Annotated in this window: 21 protein-coding genes; 15 read left to right on the top strand and 6 right to left on the bottom strand. The window is 40.0% G+C overall.

Annotated features, from left to right (window positions below):
* Window positions 1-7 precede the first annotated feature (7 nt).
* The 5 genes from IGI52_RS10965 to IGI52_RS10945 all read left to right on the top strand — a co-directional run bounded on the left by IGI52_RS10965 (window position 8) and on the right by IGI52_RS10945 (window position 4323).
* Window positions 8-316 carry a DUF2089 family protein gene (locus IGI52_RS10965; protein ID WP_127979682.1) on the top strand — a complete coding sequence of 103 codons (309 nt, stop codon included), beginning with the start codon at window positions 8-10 and terminating at the stop codon, window positions 314-316.
* 131 nt (window positions 317-447) lie between these two features.
* On the top strand, window positions 448-1179 hold the full coding sequence (locus tag IGI52_RS10960) for an AAA family ATPase (protein WP_438781278.1): 732 nt from the start codon (window positions 448-450) through the stop codon (window positions 1177-1179).
* Window positions 1180-1255: 76 nt separating this feature from the next.
* Window positions 1256-1915: a DUF998 domain-containing protein gene (locus IGI52_RS10955; protein ID WP_438781277.1), complete on the top strand. Its 660-nt coding sequence runs from the start codon at window positions 1256-1258 to the stop codon at window positions 1913-1915.
* A gap of 206 nt (window positions 1916-2121) precedes the next feature.
* Window positions 2122-3231: a hypothetical protein gene (locus IGI52_RS10950; protein WP_127979678.1), complete on the top strand. Its 1110-nt coding sequence runs from the start codon at window positions 2122-2124 to the stop codon at window positions 3229-3231.
* Window positions 3232-3498: 267 nt separating this feature from the next.
* A complete protein-coding gene (locus tag IGI52_RS10945; RefSeq protein ID WP_438781275.1) occupies window positions 3499-4323 on the top strand; it encodes a class I SAM-dependent methyltransferase in 825 nt (274 codons plus the stop codon).
* 44 nt (window positions 4324-4367) lie between these two features.
* On the opposite strand, the gene IGI52_RS10940 is transcribed toward IGI52_RS10945, so the two are convergent.
* The 3 genes from IGI52_RS10940 to IGI52_RS10930 all read right to left on the bottom strand — a co-directional run bounded on the left by IGI52_RS10940 (window position 4368) and on the right by IGI52_RS10930 (window position 6726).
* Window positions 4368-5006 carry a CPBP family intramembrane glutamic endopeptidase gene (locus IGI52_RS10940; RefSeq protein WP_048719345.1) on the bottom strand — a complete coding sequence of 213 codons (639 nt, stop codon included), beginning with the start codon at window positions 5004-5006 and terminating at the stop codon, window positions 4368-4370.
* Window positions 5003-5785, bottom strand: coding sequence for a hypothetical protein (locus tag IGI52_RS10935; RefSeq protein ID WP_438781273.1), 783 nt, complete (start codon window positions 5783-5785; stop codon window positions 5003-5005). The genes IGI52_RS10940 and IGI52_RS10935 overlap by 4 nt, the downstream gene beginning before the upstream one ends.
* Before the next feature lie 92 nt (window positions 5786-5877).
* Complete coding sequence (locus tag IGI52_RS10930) at window positions 5878-6726, bottom strand: helix-turn-helix domain-containing protein (protein ID WP_438781272.1); 849 nt, start codon at window positions 6724-6726, stop codon at window positions 5878-5880.
* A gap of 130 nt (window positions 6727-6856) precedes the next feature.
* Between IGI52_RS10930 and IGI52_RS10925 the strand changes: the two genes are divergently transcribed.
* Window positions 6857-7549 (top strand): aspartate/glutamate racemase family protein, encoded by a 693-nt coding sequence (locus IGI52_RS10925; protein ID WP_176674952.1) that lies wholly within the window; start codon window positions 6857-6859, stop codon window positions 7547-7549.
* A 12-nt stretch (window positions 7550-7561) separates the two neighbouring features.
* Complete coding sequence (locus IGI52_RS10920) at window positions 7562-8791, top strand: glycosyltransferase (RefSeq protein WP_438781271.1); 1230 nt, start codon at window positions 7562-7564, stop codon at window positions 8789-8791.
* Between the two features lie 47 nt (window positions 8792-8838).
* Here the strand turns inward: IGI52_RS10920 and IGI52_RS10915 are convergent, their stop codons facing one another.
* Window positions 8839-9405 carry a hypothetical protein gene (locus tag IGI52_RS10915; protein WP_127979671.1) on the bottom strand — a complete coding sequence of 189 codons (567 nt, stop codon included), beginning with the start codon at window positions 9403-9405 and terminating at the stop codon, window positions 8839-8841.
* Window positions 9406-9718: 313 nt separating this feature from the next.
* Window positions 9719-10609, bottom strand: a complete 891-nt coding sequence (locus tag IGI52_RS10910; RefSeq protein WP_016179731.1) for a helix-turn-helix domain-containing protein — start codon at window positions 10607-10609, stop codon at window positions 9719-9721.
* 293 nt (window positions 10610-10902) lie between these two features.
* Between IGI52_RS10910 and kduI the strand changes: the two genes are divergently transcribed.
* From kduI to rhaM, 8 genes are all read left to right on the top strand, one after another.
* A complete protein-coding gene (gene kduI / locus IGI52_RS10905) occupies window positions 10903-11745 on the top strand; it encodes a 5-dehydro-4-deoxy-D-glucuronate isomerase (RefSeq protein ID WP_193757347.1) in 843 nt (280 codons plus the stop codon).
* A gap of 18 nt (window positions 11746-11763) precedes the next feature.
* Window positions 11764-12567: a gluconate 5-dehydrogenase gene (locus IGI52_RS10900; protein WP_049218366.1), complete on the top strand. Its 804-nt coding sequence runs from the start codon at window positions 11764-11766 to the stop codon at window positions 12565-12567.
* A 171-nt stretch (window positions 12568-12738) separates the two neighbouring features.
* Window positions 12739-13848 (top strand): beta-galactosidase BglB, encoded by a 1110-nt coding sequence (gene bglB, locus IGI52_RS10895; RefSeq protein WP_016179734.1) that lies wholly within the window; start codon window positions 12739-12741, stop codon window positions 13846-13848.
* A gap of 18 nt (window positions 13849-13866) precedes the next feature.
* Window positions 13867-14898 (top strand): TRAP transporter substrate-binding protein, encoded by a 1032-nt coding sequence (gene dctP / locus IGI52_RS10890; RefSeq protein WP_102866043.1) that lies wholly within the window; start codon window positions 13867-13869, stop codon window positions 14896-14898.
* The gene (locus tag IGI52_RS10885; protein WP_016179736.1) at window positions 14895-15380 is read left to right on the top strand and encodes a TRAP transporter small permease; all 486 of its coding nucleotides are present in this window, start codon (window positions 14895-14897) and stop codon (window positions 15378-15380) included. The genes dctP and IGI52_RS10885 overlap by 4 nt, the downstream gene beginning before the upstream one ends.
* 2 nt (window positions 15381-15382) lie before the next feature.
* Entirely contained in the window at window positions 15383-16678 is a 1296-nt protein-coding gene (locus tag IGI52_RS10880; protein ID WP_176675151.1) for a TRAP transporter large permease, read from the top strand.
* Window positions 16679-16682: 4 nt separating this feature from the next.
* Entirely contained in the window at window positions 16683-17516 is an 834-nt protein-coding gene (locus IGI52_RS10875; RefSeq protein WP_438781268.1) for a sugar phosphate isomerase/epimerase family protein, read from the top strand.
* A gap of 29 nt (window positions 17517-17545) precedes the next feature.
* Window positions 17546-17857, top strand: a complete 312-nt coding sequence (gene rhaM / locus IGI52_RS10870) for an L-rhamnose mutarotase (protein WP_137439589.1) — start codon at window positions 17546-17548, stop codon at window positions 17855-17857.
* Window positions 17858-17910: 53 nt separating this feature from the next.
* Here rhaM and IGI52_RS10865 read toward each other — a convergent pair whose 3' ends face one another.
* Complete coding sequence (locus IGI52_RS10865) at window positions 17911-19257, bottom strand: PTS sugar transporter subunit IIC (protein WP_438781267.1); 1347 nt, start codon at window positions 19255-19257, stop codon at window positions 17911-17913.
* Window positions 19258-19416: the final 159 nt, after the last annotated feature.

The raw sequence follows: 19416 nt of genomic DNA, 5'->3' as shown, positions 1-19416 counted from the left end.
GGAAGCCATGAAAACTAACGCAGAACCAAGTTGGATTTCGGAATTAAATGATGAAGAACTTGAATTTATTAAATTTTTTGTTCTTTCCTCTGGATCAATTAAAAAGCTGTCTAATATCTACTCTACCAGCTATCCAACGCTAAGAAAGCAACTGGATAAATTGATTCAAAAAATCCGAATCAGCGAACGCAAAGGAAACGATAAGATCATTCAATTGATTCATCAGTTAGAAAAAGAAGGAAAAATCGATCAAGACATTGCGAATACTGTCGTGCAAGAATACGGCAGATCATTAAACTGTTTGATCGGTGAGTAACAGTAAGGCTTTGGAACATTTCATCTGCTGAAATGTTCCAAAGCTTTTTTTACAGAAATTGTCTTTCTCTTTGTCAAACAATTAAGGTATGATGAGAAGGTGTATAAGTCAAATTTATGGGAGGCAAATGGGTGTTTGTTCATGAACTTAAATTAACTGATTTTCCTAAAAAGATCGTTTATCCATTTGATGTTTTTGCGGTTCAAGAAATTTTTCGCAAAGGGAGTCTATGCTTTGAACAACCGGTTACTTTTCTATCTGGAGACAATGGGACGGGGAAATCCACCATTCTAGAAGCGATTGCGGTTGCCTATGGAATTAATCCGGAAGGCGGCAGTCAGAACTTTAATTTTCAAACTGTGGAGAGTCACTCTGAATTACATGAGTCAGTGCGTTTGGTCAGAAAGGGGAATCTTCCTAAGACAAAATTTTTCCTTCGTTCGGAGACTTATTACAATGTTGCCTCTGAATTGGAATACATGGCAAAAGATGATGGCGAAGTCGCTTTTGCCTCCTATGGTGGAAAGTCTCTACACACCCGCTCTCATGGAGAAGGACTGTTGTCGATCATTGAAAATCGTTTCGGTAAGGAAGGCTTTTATCTGTTAGATGAGCCGGAAGCAGGTCTTGCGACGAGTCGTCAATATACGTTGCTGCGAGAAATTCACCGCCTAGTTGAGACAGGAAGTCAACTGATTATCGCCACCCATTCTCCGATTCTGATGGCCTATCCCGCTGCAACGATTTATCAGTTCTCAGAAGCCGGACTGGAGCAACTACCGTTAGAAGAGACCCTTGCTTATAAAGAAACGAAGCTTTTTTACGACGATCATAAGCGTATGTTGCATTATTTGTTGGATTGATTCAGGAGGTTTCCTTTTTCTAGTTCACAATGCCAGTGTTAGAATAATTCTAGCTAGAAAATGGGAGATGGAAAATTTGCGCTACTTAAAAAAATACGGCTTCTATTTTTTACTCATCGCGGTAATCGCTGATTTTTTGACGCCGTACGTCTTAGGAATATTTTACCCAAAGCTCAATCAATTGACTGCTGTAATCAGCCTGTTTGGGGATATAGATAGCCCAGTTCGAAGTGCTTTCTTGATTTGGTCAGTAGTTGCTGGTAGTTTTTATACGCTATCGTTGCCAGCAATCTATGCAGCTTTGAAAGAAACTTCGAAGGGACTAGCTAGTTTAGCTTCCGCAGCGATCGGGCTGTATGGTATTGGTGATTGTATTTTTACTGGCTTGTTTAGTGTCGATTCTGTTGAAGTTCAGTGGGATTTCTCGACTTGGGTGCACAATATCGGCTCAGGGATAGGTTATAGTGGCTTTTTGCTGTTTCCTTTAATCTTGTATTGGATTTACAAAAAACAGAACAAACCTTACGAAAGCCGGCGCTATTTAAAATTATTTATTTTAAGTGTAACAATTGCTGCGATGTATGGACTGGCTCGTATCCCGCAATTGAATCAATTCATCATCTTTCAGCAGCTAGGCTTTTGGCAGAGACTCAGTTTTGTTTTTAATTATTTGCCGATTGTTCGTTTTGCGTGGAGCCAAATTAAAAATCCTGTAAACAAAAGATTAAAGAACTAAATAGATAACTACTACGAATAACGAGTCAACAAACGGTCGATGTTTGTTGGCTTCTTTTGTGAGCTAGGCTACTTAATTTATTGATTGAATTTTAGCGGAAAATCTCTCTAATTTGACTAAAAATATTTGTGTTACCGTTTCTCTACCTATATGATGGAGAAAGGAACAGCTAAAAAAACTATTAATAGCATAGTGGGGGAGTCAAAATGAAAAAGGTAAAATTGATTATGGTAACAGCATTAGCATTAGTGCTTTTTGCTGGGTGTAAACAGAAGCCGCAAGAGGAGTTTACTGCAGAATTAGCGAAACAAAGCGAAATGAATGCCGGTAGCTATTCGATCGTAATTGATAAAATGACGATTTCGGGTGAGGGTGAAGACGCACGGACTCGCGCTTCTATGGATTTAGGAGCAAAAATGATCAGCGGGACCAAAATTTCAGGCGATTATCTTAAAGATAGCGAGAAAAAACGAATTGCGATGGACATGAACATTGATGTTTTAGGTCAGAAGATTCCGATGGATTTCTTTATGGATCAGAAGAAAAAATCAATGTACTTAAGTACTGATTTTATGACGGAAACAGTGAATATCATGAAGGAATTCAATGCAGAGATGGCTTTTGATGCGAAGGAAATTGAAAAGCTAAAAGGCAAATACGTCCAAATGACTGAAGAGGATATGGAGAAGAGTACCAATAGCAAGACGGATACAAGTTTAGCGTATGAAAACTTTGATTGGGAGTTCTTAGGGAATTATCTTAATACGTTAGACTCTGATTCTTTTGAGAAAAAAGATGATACAATCAAACGGACCTTTACGAAGAAGGATATCAAAGGCTATATTGACTACGCCAAAGAAAATGGAAGTAAAGAAGAGAAGAAGGCTGTCAAAGAGCTGGAAAAAAATCTTGATGATCTGACTAAATATGAACAAACAACGACCTTGAATACGAAAAAGCACACACAAAAGACCAAAATGAAAATCGCTGCGAAAAACGATGATAGTACAGTTTCGATGGACTTGACGATGAACAGTCAAGCCAAAGACTCTAAGAAAAAAATTACATTGCCAAAATCAGCGGATACAATCTCAATGGAAGAGTTCCAAAAAATCTTAGATGATGCTCAGAAGAATGAGTCATTGGTTTCGGAAGAAGAGTTCAATGAATTGTTGGATGCCATTAAGCAAGGGCGTGGTCAATTTACGCAAGCACAAATTGATCAAATCAAGAGTACCTACAAACCATACTTAACGGAAGAACAATTTAAGCAGCTTGAGGAAGCACTAGATCAATCAATCGAAACAGCAGCGTAAATTAGCTGACGGACTGAGTTGTAATAATACAACTGATTATGCTAAACTTATTATGACGACAATCACAAAAAATAGATGAGAGGCGATTTTGGTCCGGCGCACTATTCATTCCGTAATTAAAGGATTTTAGTGAAACGTGGAAAAGTATTCTGACAATGAATAAACTGAAAATTTTCGGATGAAAAGACAGTTTATTTGTTGTGCAGAAATTTTTCACGTTTTTTTGTTGTCTGTTGGATTGTCGTCAGTGAGAAAGAGGAATAAAAAATGATGGAATATATTAAACAGGATGTCCCGATTTTTAGTCACAGCAAGGATTCAATTTGGTTAGATGCGCATTTAGCGCATCAAATGTTGGCGGCCCACTTGGATACCGAATTTGATGGGGCCACGAGAAATGCGGAATATATAAATCAATCTATGGCGTGGTTGACACAAAAATGTCCGGCACAGTCGTTTCCTAAGCTGCTGGATCTGGGTTGCGGTCCTGGGATTTATGCTGAAAAATTTTATGAGGCAGGTTATCAAGTCAAAGGGATTGATTTTTCTAAATTGAGTATTGCTCATGCTGCGAAGTCAGCTGAAGAAAAGCAATACGTCATTGATTATCAATGCGGGGACTACTTGAAAGAGGATTTAGGGAGCGAGGCCTATGATCTTATCGTCTTGATCTATTGTGATTTGGGTGTTTTTTCACCAGAGGATCGAAAGCGCGTATTTCAAAAGGTTTATGCTGCGCTAAAAAAAGGTGGAAGATTCATTTTTGATGTCTTCACTCCGAAGAAATATGCGGACTTCGAAGCGGCGAGAACTTGGCAGCTGGAGAAAAATAATTTTTGGACGCAGGAAACGTGTGTACACTTAACAGCACAGAAAAATTACTCTGGAACCAATACCTATTTGGATCAGCATTATTTGCTTTATCCAGATAAGATCAAAGAATTTTTCATTTGGGAAACGGTCTTTGAACAAGAACAACTGCTTATGGAATTAAGCACTATAGGTTTTGAAAGCAGTGAAGTTTTTGGAGATATTCGTGGAATGAAAGCTACAGAGGATTCAGAAACGATTTGTTTCGTTGTTGAAAAATAAAAAAAGGGCAGTTTCTGAATTGTTAGAAACTGCCTTTTTGAGTATTAATGAAGAAGAAAGGAAAGCATGAAACCAGCAAGATCAAACAGGTAATGAACGGCAAAGCTGGTAAGAATAGAGTTTGACTGTTCATAACTGCGATTAAACCAAAATCTGGCAGAACCTTGAAGCGCAATCACTTGAAGGATCGTTAATAGGATAGACCCATTGAAATAGGTCCAGTAATGAATTAGACCGAATATGATGCTAACAAGGATATTTGCTACTAAAGGTGAAGCTTTTAATTTGAATAAGTCATAGAAATAAATACTGAATAGTTCTTCGCCTATCAAGGCAAAGGGCATAATTAAAAAGAAAAACCAAATTGGATTATCTGCTGCTGGATTTCCTTTGTGGGTGTGAGTAATCGCAACAATCAATATCCCTAAAACAAAAGAGAAAAGCTGGGCGATGAGGAAATACTTGATAAAATTCTTCCAGAATTGAACTGGTTTTTGATAAAGCTTTTCGTATGCTTTAAAGCCAAAAACAAGGCAATAGGCGATCGTGCCAAAAATCAAAAGAGAAAAATAGCCGATATAGGGAATAGAGATAAAGTGATTTACATTGCTAACGAGATAGAAACCAAGTCCGACGAGCAGCGTGGCGACGATGATCTTAGAATAATTCAATGGTTTAGTCATTTTTTTCCTCCTAAGGAAGCTTCGTTACGGTTCGTTTTTTTGAACAAAATTAGCGTTAACAATAAAAGAATTACGCCTGAAATTGTAAAAAATAGGTTTTTCCGCCTTGATGATCCCGTTTGAGGCAGTAATTTTTTATCAGAGAATACCTGTGTTTCTGATTGGATTGACTGGCTCTCTTTTGTCTTTTCAGTGGAAGCAACTTGCGATTTTTCCGTTGTTGCGGCTGGGCTAGTTTGTTCGGAGCCAGCGGCTGATTCTTTTTTTGGTTCAGTCGCTTTTTTTTCATTATTTATCACTTGCTTAGCAGGTGACTCGTCACTGCTTTGTGGTTCCTTTTCGAGCGCAGGTGTTTCTGAATTATGCTGTTTATCAGTAAAATCATCCTTGATTGATTCAGGTGTATTTGTTTTCTGATCAATTATTTGTACGCTTGATGAGGTAGCTGTTGTCGGTACCTCCGTTGTTGTCTCAGTGACAGGTGTGCTTTCAGGGATTGTCGTTGGTTCGGTATAGGGTTCTGGAACCACTTCGCCGCCATCACTATACCAATGGTTGCCGTCACGATAAAGCGTTAAACTTCCGTTATCATTATGAAGGAATAAACGATTCTCATCATTGGAACTATCGGTTTCGTAAAGTGTCCCGTTGACTAAATATTTTTGTGAAGAAAAATTAGCTGATTCATTTGTATTTCCAAATGCGTGAAACGGAAAGACGACGATTGTCGAGAGTGTAAGTCCGAATCCAATAGCGATTTTTTGTTTAATAGTTTTCATTTCAAAATCCTTTCCTGTTGTTTTGATACTTGTTAGTTGTATCACAGAAAAATGGATTTTTTTAAATAGGTCTTATATACTGGACCAGATTTTTATAAAAGTGATTCAAGTTCTTTAGCAAGGGGTGCATAATCGAGCTCATGAAGAATCTTTAAGACCATCTCACTTTCTATTTGTTCGTTCGCGTCGCCGCGTTTTGTCAGTAAAATGCCTTTAAAAAATTTGGCACACAGTCGATGGAAGCACTCTTTATACTCGGTACTTAAAAGCAAAAGCTGTTCAATTAATACTTCCGCATAGTCTAATAGGTTTTCATCAAGCGTTTCCCGAATTAAGTTGACTAAAAGACTGCAGAAAATTTCTCTGCCGCGATCGTAATTTTTATACAGCTCCAAAGATTTTGAGAGCTGCTTGAAGAAGAGCAGCTGCTTTTCCCCATCAATGAATTCCAAAGTATTGGCAAATAATTGGATTTCTTGCAGTGTCCACGTTTGCAGATTTGTCAGGTACTGAATAATCGTTGCCTTATCTTCTGACAAAACGACATCAGGTGTATAGCTGCCTGTTTTGTTCGTCGCTTCGATGATCCGAATTCGAGAACGAACTTCCGCAACATGGACATTCGCGATCGGTCCTTGTTGCTCTTGTAGCTCCCGCAGAAGCTGATAAAGAGCTGGAAGATCATAGTTGTTACTGTAATTGGAGTAACGAAAAATATAATCGGCTTGCTCATTCAAGCGGTAATCCTGACTAATATAGAGAAACTCGTCCATATCTAAGGAAAGTCGCTCCAAAATATCTAGCAGCAAAGTCGCTGAAATACTATGATTCCCTTTTTCAAATTCAATGGCGTAGGATTTTGAAACAATGCCGAGATAAACCTCTTTTTGAGTCAGGCCTTTACTTCGCCGAATTTTCCGAACCACTTCTCCATGATACATCGCTTCACCAGCTCTCTATTTATTGCCGTTAGCATAGCATATTTCAGTTAAAACCTGTTTTTAAATGTTTGCGAGGAATGTCGAGTTCCTTTTCGTTTCTTGCTATAATAATTGGAAAACGAGGTGGCGCATGAAAACGATTGGATTATTAGGTGGGATGAGCTGGGAAAGCACGGTAACGTATTACACACGAATCAATGAATTAATGAATCAGCAATTAGGCGGACTGCATTCGGCTAAAATTAAACTAGCCAGTGTTGATTTTGAAGAAATTGAAAACTATCAGGCAGCAAATGAATGGGAAAAAAGCGGAGCGGTTCTCGGAAAAGAAGCGCAGCAATTAGAGCAAGCAGGGGCTGATTTTCTACTAATCTGCACCAACACGATGCACAAGGTCGCACCACAGATTGCTGAATATTTAACGATTCCGATCCTGCATATTGCAGATGCTACGATTGCCGAACTACAAGCGCAGCAAATCAAAAAGGTCGCCTTATTAGGGACGAAATATACGATGACTCAAGCTTTTTACAAACAGAAAATTATCGACAGTGGGATCGATGTATGGATTCCCAACGAAGCTACAATCGAAACGATCAATCAAATCATTTTTGCTGAATTGTGTCATGGAAAGATTTTAACGGAATCAAAAGAGAAATTTATCGAGGTGATTGAAGAAGCGACTAAAGCCGGAGCGGAAGGCGTCATCTTAGGCTGCACAGAAATTGGCTTGTTGATCCAACAGGCGGATGTTGCGATCCCAGTTTTTGATACAACTGAAATCCATTCCCAAAAAGCCGTCGAACAAGCCTTGGCAGAATAGATGAGGACTGTGATGAAAACGATTCTTTTTGCTCCAGCGACCTTTAATTTAGCGGAGACCACTCGGATGATCGAGATTGCCAAACAAATGCGTAAGAACTATCACTGTGTTTTTTGCGGGTTTTCAAAAACGTATGTCAAATTGATTAAAGAGGCAGAGTTTGAGGTTACTTTGTTGAGCCCCACGCTGACACTACAGCAAGAAGCCGCGATTATAAAATTTGATCAAGGAAAAAGCTTGAAGGATCCCTTTACGGCAGAAATTGTGGCTGATCGAGTCGCTAGTGAGTTAGCTTTGATTAACGAGTTGGCTCCTTCTGTGATCGTGACAGGCAGTAACGTGACGATCTTCCTATCCGCCCGTATCGAAAAAGTTCCTTTGGTGTACGTCAAACCAGTGGCGATGTCTCGTCCGCATTTTAATCATGAAGCGGGTTGTATTATTCCTAGTCAGCTGGATAAAGCCTACCTGCCAAAAACGATTCTTTGGAAGCTTTTTCTGTGGGCTTCTAAACATTTGACCTGGAAACCCAGTGGATTCAAAAAGGTTGCGCAGCACTACAAACTAGCACTGCCTAAGTATACGTTGGATTTGCTGGATGGCGATTTGAATTTAATCACGACACTTCCTGCTTTCACAAAAGATTTAGTCTTTCCGGATAATTATCAATCCGTCGGTCCGATATTTGCGTGTCTGCCGTATGAGCTGCCAGCTGAGGTGAGTCGAATTATTGAAAAAGCTCGTCAGCAAAAAAAGCCAGTCGTCTATTTTGCAATGGGCAGTTCAGGAAATCGCTCATTGATTGAAAAGCTGTTAGCCTATTTTGTGACCACCGACTATGAGGTGATCGCACCAATTAAAAGCTATTTACCAGAGAATTTCGTTGCTGGAAATATCCATGTCTTTGATTGGCTGCCAGCATTGGAGGTTTCTGAACTTGTTGATTTTTCGGTGATCCATGGCGGCGAAGGAACCGTGCAAACCGCCTGCTCTTCTGGCAAACCCTTTATTGGTATCGGCCTGCAATACGAACAGGAAGTCAATGTCGCTTATTGCGAAAACTTTGGTAATGCGCTTGCATTGCCGCCTAATAAATTAACAACAGAAGCTTTGTCGAGTAGTATCAAAAAGCTGCAATCACCCGATTATCGAAAAAAAGCGGAAGAAATGCAGCGTTTGATGAAGAGGGTCGCTGGTGCGAAGGCTGCGGCCAAACAAATAGAAGAGCGGTATCTTCGTTGATAAACAAAAAAGCCATCCAGATTAATTAAAAAATCTGGATGGCTTTTTTAATGCTTGCGTTTGCGCATAAACAGACCAGCAATCAGCCCGAGTCCGCCGCAGGATAGTAACGTGAGAATAGTGATAAAGCTCATCTCGATCACATTATAGACAGTTGTTTGATTAGCAATTGTATTGGTTATAAGAACAGCCGGAATCGCCAGTAGTGACGCCATCCCTAAACAAGAACCCATATTCCAGTGCAAGATTTTTCGAGTGCCGATTGTGGCCCAGAAATAAACAATCCAAGTCACTGCGATGGGAATTCCAATTGGCCAAAGCCAGTAAACTGGAGCATCTAAAAAGTAATTATTCACCGTTCGTTCGACAACCATAAAGAACGGAATGATCAATACAGTGAAAACTGATACCGAGTGAATTATGCGATAATTCTTGCTGAAAAGCAACGCATCCAATAAGGAACCTCCAAAAATCAACGCGCTCCCGACAATACGAAACCAAGTAAATTGCTGATCAATCGCAAAGTTCGTTACGCCCGTTATTGCGAATGCTAAAATAAATAAAATCCAGAAAAGCTTTCTACCAACATTCCCCTTTGTATCTGAATCCTTCATTAGTTTCCCTCCTAATTCCTATTAAAGTATTTATTTTTCTTCCAGAAAAATAAGTCTGATGTTCATGCCGTATATCATTCCACTAAGATGTTCAACCTATCATTCTTAGATTTTTTATTTAAATTCTTTCACGTGAATCACTGCGAAAAGTGGAACTGACATCCTTATTCCCGTTAAAGTATTTTTTGCCAGTTAGCCACTGCGAAAAGTGGAACTGACATCCTTATTCCCTGTAATCTTTCTTAAAGTATAACAGTCTTTATTTTTCCTTAATATCAGACCTGCGACGCATTTTACCTACGACCCATAAAAATCAATGGGGTTCGATAAATTTGATCGGCGGATTCTCGTTCGCATGCTTCAGAAATTCTTTTGGTGTAATCCCAAATTCCTTTTTAAACGCTTTCAAAAAATGCGCATAGGAGTTGAAGCCGCACTTGCTGTAAACATCAGAGGAGCTTTTGTATTGCTTCAATAGCTGCTTGGCATAGAGCAGCTTCTTTTTCAGGACAAATTGATGAAAGGTAAAGCCTGTATGCTTTTTAAATTCCCGCGTGATATAGTACTTGCTCACATAAAAATTTTGCTCCATTTCCTCTAAGGTCAAAGGATGGGAGAGATTTTCTGTAATAAAATGAATCATTTCTACGATTCGTTCATTTTGGATGATGGGCAGACCGTGATTTTCTTGAGTGTCCTCTTCGATCAATTGGTTCAGTTGCATCATGTAATGAACCAGCTGCTGTTCATAAAGAATGTCAGAGCCGTAAACCTCAGGGGAAGGCTTTTCATCTACAAAACGCAGCAGTTCGTGTAGTTTTTCCGGCTTTAGCTGTAATACTTTGCTTCGCTGCTCGCCAACTGGATGGAAGCAGGCTTCTAAATTTGTCCATTCAGTTGAGCGATCCTGTAAAAATTTTTCCGTTAAAAAAATATACACCCGTTCAAAATAATCGGTACTTTGCTTCATGATACGATGGAGATCATTGTAATGAATCAGCAGGACAGTTCCAGGAACGATATCAAACTGCCGATTGTCTAAATAAAAGGTCGCCACGCCTTCCAAGGTAGCATGCACTTCGTAAAAATCATGGTAATGGTACACAGTCTTTTCGTTATTTACATTGTCCTTTACATGATAAATCTCATATTGATCAGAAAGCATTGTATTCACATAATATTTTTTCTTATTATGGTGGGTCATGTAATCACTCCTAGTGAATAGTTGAACAATCGTTGCTTATTATACTGTAGTTTTGTGAGGGCAGGTAGAGAAATAAATAAAATTTCTTTCGTTATCTTTTATTAATTCTATTAAACATCAGAAGAGAGCTGAGTAGTTCAAATTTTCAAAATTCTGCAATTTTTGACAGTTTTAAATCAAAAATTGCCATATTTAAAAAAGAGTTTCCCTGCTAAACTAACCCTTGTAAGCAGTTACAATAAATTTTTATAGGCAATTAATCAATCTTTTTAAGGAAAAAGGAGTGTTTTAACATGCAGCAGATGGAAACTCGGTATACGCATAGTCCGTTGGATATTCGGCATTACTCAACGGAAGAATTGCGAAAAGAATTCTTGGTAGAAAAGATTTTCGCACCTGGTGAAATCAGCTTAACGTATACTCACAATGATCGAATGATTTTTGGTGGTGTTACACCGACAGATGAAGCACTGGAAATCAAACTGGATCAAGAATTAGGGGTGGACTATTTTCTTGAGCGTCGGGAGTTAGGGGTTATTAATATTGGCGGACCAGGATTTATTGAAATTGATGGGCAAAGAGATACGATGAAAAAGCAGGATGGGTATTATATTGGCAAAGAAACAAAGCATGTGGTCTTCACCTCTGAAGATCCAACAAATCCGGCGAAATTTTATATCAGCTGTGTACCAGCGCATAAAAAATATCCAAATGTCAAAATTAGTATCGATCAAATCAAACCAATGGAAACTGGTGATGGTCAGACGTTAAATGAACGGAAAATTTATCAATACATTCATCCGAATGTTTGCGAAAGCTGTCAGCTACAAATGGGTTATACCATTTTAGAGCCCGGCAGTGCTTGGAATACTATGCCGTGTCATACTCACGAACGGCGCATGGAGGCGTATGTCTATTTTGATTACGCAACAGAAGATACGCGGGTCTTTCATATGATGGGCAAACCCGATGAGACCAAACATTTAGTTGTAGACAATGAGCAAGCGGTGATCTCGCCTAGCTGGTCGATTCATTCTGGTGTCGGCACAAGTAATTATTCCTTTATTTGGGCGATGTGCGGTGAGAACATTACTTATACTGATATGGATATGGTAGAAATGGATCAAATAAAATAAAGAGGAGCAGACTAAAAAATGGAATTTAAAATGGACATGTTTCGTTTAGATGGAAAAATCGCCTTGGTTACTGGTGCGGTCTATGGGATTGGTTTTGAAATTGCCAAGTCATTAGCAGCAGCTGGAGCGACGATTGTTTTTAATAATTTGGATCAGGCTTCGGTCGATCAAGGGTTAGCAAATTACACAAAAGAGGGCATTCAGGCTCATGGTTATGTTTGCGATGTCACTGATGAGGCAGCGGTTCAGGCAATGGTTAAGCAAATCGAAGATGAAGTCGGCGTGATTGATATTTTAGTCAACAACGCTGGGATTATTAAACGTATTCCGATGCTAGAAATGTCTGCGGAGGATTTCCGCCAAGTGGTTGATGTTGATTTGAACGCGCCTTTTATCGTGTCTAAAGCAGTCCTACCATCAATGATCAAAAAAGGTCATGGGAAGATCATCAACATTTGTTCTATGATGAGTGAACTGGGTCGGGAAACTGTTGCGGGTTATGCAGCTGCTAAAGGCGGACTAAAAATGCTGACGAAAAATATTTGTTCAGAGTTCGGAGAAGCGAATATCCAGTGTAACGGGATCGGACCTGGCTACATTGCTACACCGCAAACAGCGCCTTTAAGGGAAAAACAAGCGGACGGCTCACGTCATCCCTTTGATCAATTTATCGTATCAAAAACACCGGCCGCGCGTTGGGGTGAACCAAGTGATTTAGCAGGCCCAACGGTTTTCTTGGCATCAGATGCTTCTGATTTTGTGAACGGGCATATTTTATATGTTGATGGCGGCATTCTAGCTTATATTGGTAAACAGCCGTAAGCCTATTTCGCAAGAGGATAGGAATTATTAGAGCGCTTGTTCCTATCCTCTGATTTTTACGAATAGCAATTTTTGCAAGTTTTTGATCAATTTAAGACATTTATTGTGGTCTTTTTATTTGTTACTCTATTCACGTAAAAGAAATGAAAGCGATTTATTAAGGAGAGAGCAATGGCAATTATTTTAGAAGAACTATTCATACCAAAAGAAACAGTCAAAGAAAAAATCGATTTATTAATCGAGAACCTAACGACGATCAAAGATAGCAGCGGAGAATTTATTCTGGACTTTGATGGCTTGAAGGTCGATGATAAAAGCTGGACTATCTGGAATTGGCCGCAGGGAGTGGGCTTATACGGTATCTATAAAAATTATCAAATAACCAAAAATCCAGCTGCTTTGAAGGTCGTTACTGATTGGTTTGAGGCGCGCATGGAAGAAGGAGCGCCACCAAAAAATGTCAATACAATGGCGCCTTTATTGACGATGGCTTACTTGTACGAAGATACACAAGATACACGTTATATCCCTTACTTAGAGCAATGGGCTGAATGGGTGATGCACGACATGCCGCGAACAAAAGAAAACGGACTGCAGCATGCAACTTATGGTCCTGAAAACAAGAATCAACTGTGGGATGATACGCTGATGATGACGGTCTTGCCATTAGCAAAAATTGGAAAATTATTTAATCGTCCAGAATATTTGGAAGAAGCCCGGTATCAATTTTTGATTCATATCAAATACTTGATGGATAAGAAAACCGGATTATGGTACCACGGCTGGACCTTTGAAGGAAATCATAATTACGCAGAAGCATTTTGGGCACGTGGCAATTGCTGGTTAACCATTGCGATTCCAGAGATCATCGAAATTTTAGAATTATCAAAAGAGGATGCCTTAAGGAAATTCTTACTTGAAACATTAGAAGCACAAGTGAAAGCCTTAGCAGAATATCAAGCGGATAGCGGATTATGGCATACATTGATCGATGACCCAACTTCATACGAGGAATCTTCTGCAGCGGCTGGGTTTGCTTATGGCATATTGAAAGCGGTGCATAAGAATTATTTACCGAAGAAATATGAGAAAGTTGCGTATCAGGCGATCGAAGGATTATTAGCGCAAATTGATGAAAATGGCACGGTGCAAAATGTATCAGTCGGGACAGGAATGGGAGACAGCTTGGATTTCTATAAAAATATTGGGATCACTGCGATGCCGTACGGACAATCCTTAACTGTTCTATGCCTGACTGAGTTGTTAGTTTCTTACTGCTAAAGAAAAAGGAGCAAAACGATGAAAATTAGATCATTGATTTTAACAGCCGCAGCACTAGTTACAACAACCTTTCTTTTAAGCGGCTGCAGTAATACGAAAGTTGCAGCCGCTGACGAACAGGCGGTAACGTTACGTTATGCCTATGCTTCCAACAGTCAGCCAGTCGTTGATTCAATGAAGGAGTTCGGACGACTGGTAAAAGAAAAGACAAATGGAAAAGTCGAAATCGAATATTATCCAGATGCACAATTAGGCGGAGAAACCGAGCTGATTGAATTGACGCAAACTGGAGCAATCGATTTTACCAAGGTCAGCGGTTCGGCCTTAGAAAGCTTTTCGAAGGATTACTCGATCTTTGGTATTCCATACCTGTTTGACGATGAAGAACACTTCTTCAGAGTGATGGAAAATGAAAAAATCATGAATGAAATCTATCAGTCCACAGAAGAGCTGGGCTTTGTAGGCTTGACTTATTATGATTCAGGGCAACGGAGCTTTTATATGACAGAAGGACCGATCAAAACACCCGAAGATCTAAAAGGGAAAAAGATTCGTGTGATGCAAAGTGAGACGGCGATCAAAATGGTCGAGCTGCTGGGTGGATCAGCGGTTCCAATGGGAAGCAACGAAGTGTACACCTCGTTGCAATCGAATTTGATCAATGGTGCTGAAAACAATGAGTTTGTGCTATTTACCGCTGGACATGGCGGAGTAGCGAAATATTATTCCTACGATGAGCATACCCGTGTGCCGGATGTAGTGATTATGAATGATTCGGTTAAAGAGCGTCTAACTGCAGAACAATACAAAGCTGTACAGGAAGCGGCAAAAGAATCGACAGAATATGAAAAGAAAGTATTCAAAAAGGCTGTCGAGGAAGAAAAGAAAATCGCGACCAAGGATTATGGTGTTCAATATAACGAAGTAGATAGTGAACCATTCCAAAAGCTGGTTCAGCCATTACACGATGAGTTTAAGAACAATGAAGATTATCGCGAGCTGTATCAGGAAATTCGAGCGTTAGCAGAAAAGGTAGGAGAAGACAAATGAAAGCGTTTAGAAATGGGTTGGATAAGTTCATGGAGATTCTATGCTCTACAATCTTAGCAGCGATGGTTTTGATTGTCCTCTATCAAGTGTTTGCTCGGAAGGTTTTGAACAATCCCAATACAGTTACGGAGGAATTGGTTCGTTTTGGTTTAGTTTGGGTTGCGATGTTAGCGTCAGCTTATGTCGTAGGGAAAAAGAGCCACTTATGTGTCACCTTGTTAAGCGATAATTTGAATGAAAAAGGCAAGCTCTTTTTAGAAATTGTCGTTCAGGTTCTCTTTATCTTGTTTGCGGCAGTCATCATGATTTATGGCGGCTGGCAGGCTTCTCTTGTGACAATGGGGCAAATTTCGCCTTCATTATCGATCCCTATGGGCTATGTGTATTTATCGGTTCCAGTATCGGGAGCCATCATGCTTTTATATAGTGTAATGAATTTATTAGATAGAACTCCTCGAACAGTTGAAAGTGAGGCGGAATAGTTATGGCTCTAGAAGCTGGCCTGATTCTTTTTGTAATTTTTGCAATTCTTTTAATCGTTGGGATGCCGATCGCGATCAGTATCGCTGCTTCCTCGATTTGTACATTGTTGTTAGTGATTCCTTTTGAAAATGCGGTCTTTACCTCTGCACAAAAAATGGTTTCTAGTCTAAATAGCTTTTCGTTGATCGCCATTCCCTTCTTTGTCTTGTCGGGAATCATTATGAATAATGGTGGGATCGCTGAGAAACTGGTGAACTTTGCAATGCTGTTTGTTGGACGAATTCCTGGTGGTTTAGCTCATACGAATGTTTTAGGTAACGCTCTTTTCGGTTCCATGTCTAGTTCTGCGATTGCTGCTTCTACGGCAATTGGCGGTGTGTTGGTACCACAGCAGGTAAAAGCTGGCTATGACCGAAAATTTGCCACAGCGGTAAATATCGCTTCGGCTCCTACTGGAATGGTGATACCGCCTAGTACGGCCTTCATTATGTATTCATTGGTTGCTGGCGGCGCTTCGATTTCAGCGTTATTCATGGGCGGTTATCTTGTAGGTGCTTTATGGTGTATCGGAATTATGGTGGTAGCTTTTATTCATGCTAAGCGAAACAATTATCAAACGATCCAAGGCGCTGAAAAAGGAACCGCGGGGAAGGTTTTAAAAGAGGCGATTCCAAGTGTCATGTTAATTGTGATCATTATCGGCGGTATTCTCTTCGGACTGTTTACAGCTGTAGAGGCTTCGGCGATCGCAGTAGCGTACTCCTTATTGATCGCGATGTTCTATTACAAAACGATCACTGTTAAAGATATTCCTAAAATGTTAGCAGAAGCAGTCAAAACGACAGGGACGATTTCCTTCTTGTTAGCAACCTCTTCGATGATGTCCTTTGCGATGGCTTTTACAGGAATCCCTCAAGCTATCAGTGGAGCGATTTTAGGATTAACAACCAACAAGCTCATCGTTTTATTATTAGTCAATATTGTCTTATTGCTTGTGGGCATGTTCATGGATGTCGGTCCGGCGATTCTAATCTTTACGCCGATTTTTTTACCAGTGGTGACGAGTGTAGGTGTTGATCCTGTTCACTTTGGACTATTTGCTATTATGAATTTGTGTGTCGGCTCCATCACACCGCCTGTCGGAACGGGATTATACGTAGGTGCCAGTGTCGGCGGCGTCAAGGCCGAACAGATGCTGAAGCCGTTGATTCCCTTTTATGTCGCTATTTTAGTGATTTTATTACTGATTACTTATTTCCCAGCACTAGTTATGTGGCTGCCGAATATGGTGGGGTAGAAAAATGTTAAATTTATCGATTCGCGGACATGATTTGTCCGATGTCACAACGCTAGAATCTTTAGCGGAAAAAACACAGGCACAAAATGTCCAAACGCTGCAATTAGCACTAGGTCTTTCTTTTCCAGGTTGGCCTAGTGATGGCAAAAATCTAAATCCAGGTTTAGGGCAAAGGGTTAAAGGGGTTTTGCAGAAAAGTGAGATTCAAGTAGGTATTTTAAGCTGCTATATCAATATGATTCATCCTGACAGCAGTCTGCGTGAAGCAGCATTATCCAAATTTGAAAGCTATGTCCGTCATGCTCGTTACTTTGGCGCGACGATGGTAGCGACAGAAACGGGTAATGTACTGCCGGAGATTCGTTATACGCCGGAGAATTTTACCGACGAAGCGTTTAATGACATGGTTCAAGTCATCCGACGACTAGTGAAGGTTGGAGAAGAACAGCAGATCCTAATCGGCATTGAGCCGGGCTTGAATCATCCGCTTTATTCGCTAGAGCGGGTAGAGCAATTAATCCAACAGATCGATTCAGATTATTTAGGGATCATTTTAGATCCGACGAATCTGATTACCAGCGAAACCTATCAAAATCAAGTGGCTTTGGTCAAACAAGCCTTTGAACGGTTTGGCGAAAAAATCGTTGCGGTTCATTTGAAGGACTATCAGGTTCAAAAGGATCAAATCGTCCCAGTTAATTTAGGGACAGGGTTGATTGATTATCCAGCAATTTGTCGCTTGATTGCCAAGGAAAAACCCGGATTGTTTGTTGTTTTGGAAGAGACCAAGGATCAAGCGATTCACAAAGCCGTTCAATTGATTGAACAGGTATTATAGAAACATTGTGATTGAAAAAGGAGAATGTTATGATCAAAAAAGCGATCAGAATGAACCTATATCCTGGAGCGAAAGCAGAATATCAGAAAAGGCATGACGAATTGTGGCCGGAGATGCGAGAAATGCTGAAGGAACATGGAGCGTTAAGCTATTCTATTTTCTTAGATCCAGAGAGTAATCAGCTTTTCGGCTATCTTGAAATCGAGGATGAAGAAAAGTGGAAGCAAGTTTCAACTACAGCCATCAATCAGAAATGGTGGACGTATATGAAAGATCTAATGGAGACAAATCTAGATGATTCACCTGTTAGTTTTGATTTGGAACCGGTATTTGAATTGTAAAATAAAAAGTCGAATTCAGTTGAAAGATTTTCTTTCAGCTGAATTCGACTTTTTTAGTTTAGCGCTTTTTCCGCCTCTGTTTGAGCCATTTTCGCTGTTACGTGTTCATCGATTCGCAAGAACGGCAAGTAGATAAAGACACTGACTGCAATAATGATGATTTGTAAAACGGCGGCGCGCCAATCACCACCCGTTGCGAGAAAGCCTGAAATCACTGGCGGTGTGGTCCAAGGGATTTGGACAACCACGTGATTGATCAAACCTGCAGCTGTCGCGAAATAGGCTGTTACTAGTGAGAAGATCGGAGCCAAGACGAATGGAATGATCAGACTTAGATTAAATACGATCGGCAGACCGAAGATGATCGGTTCGCTAATATTGAACAAGGCAGGTGTGACAGATAATTTCGCAAAGTCTTTATAATCTTTCCGGCGACTAAAAACGAAAATCGCGATCAGTAAGGCAATCGTGTTTCCAGAGCCACCCATTACAGCGAAGGTATCTTTGAAGGCCATATTAATAATATGCGGGATTTGCTCGTTATTCGCATAGGCAGCCATATTTTCCTGCATGTTTTGTAATAAGAATGGATCAAGTAATGAACCAGATATCACGGCTTGGTGAATCCCGAAGCCAAAGAACAAGTTGGCAATTGATGTAATCAGGACAAAGCCAGGTAAACCAGTGGTGATATGACTCAAAGGACCTGTGATGGCTTTTGTAATCAGACCATTGACATCCATATTGAACAATTGATTAACACCAAAGGAAAGAATCGCAAATACTGTGACAGTAATCATGATCGGAATCAAGACGTTGAATGATTTCAAAACAGCTGGCGGAATATTTCCCGATAATTTGATTTGCAGCTTTTCATTTGTGGATAGTTTGATGAAGAGTTCCGTCGCTAATAAACCAACAAAGATACCAACGAACATGCCAGAGGCACCGGTATGTGAACCGGGAATAACGCCAGTCACTTCAATCGCTTTTTTGGCATTTTCCGGTGTAAACATGGTTTTCATCGGTGTCAAAACGATGAAAGTTGAGATCGATACTAAGACAGCTGCAATATGATTGCTATAATTTCTGCTGACACACATATGATAAGAAACTGCAGCGACAACTAATAGTGTTGTGATACTTAGGGTACCATTGGCGATTGACATGCCGATCACTTGAATTTTCATCAGGGTTGCTGGATTGATGATTTTCCCCATGAAGCCGGTGGGTTCTAAGATAACGTAGTTGATCAAGGTTACGAAACCAGCTAACATCATGAAGGGCATGAATGTAGCAAAAGCGTCACGCAACGTTCGCATGTGGATCTGATTTCCTAGCTTGGTCGCGATAATCCCGAAGCGTTCAAAGAGCTGTTCCTTTTTATTTGTTTTCTCCACGATAGATTCTCCTTTTTTGTAGAATGCTAGTTTGATCTTTCTCTCAGTATCCTGCGAAAAAAGGAACTGCATCCTTATGTTTTGGTTGTAAGCACTTACCTTGATTACATAATAAAACGGATCGGCGATAAAGTAAATACCTTTTTATAAAAATATATA

The sequence above is a fragment of the Enterococcus sp. DIV0187 genome (assembly GCF_051713785.1).
In the GTDB taxonomy this organism is placed as follows: Bacteria; Bacillota; Bacilli; order Lactobacillales; family Enterococcaceae; genus Enterococcus_A; species Enterococcus_A avium.
This window is presented reverse-complemented; position numbering and strand designations above follow the sequence as displayed.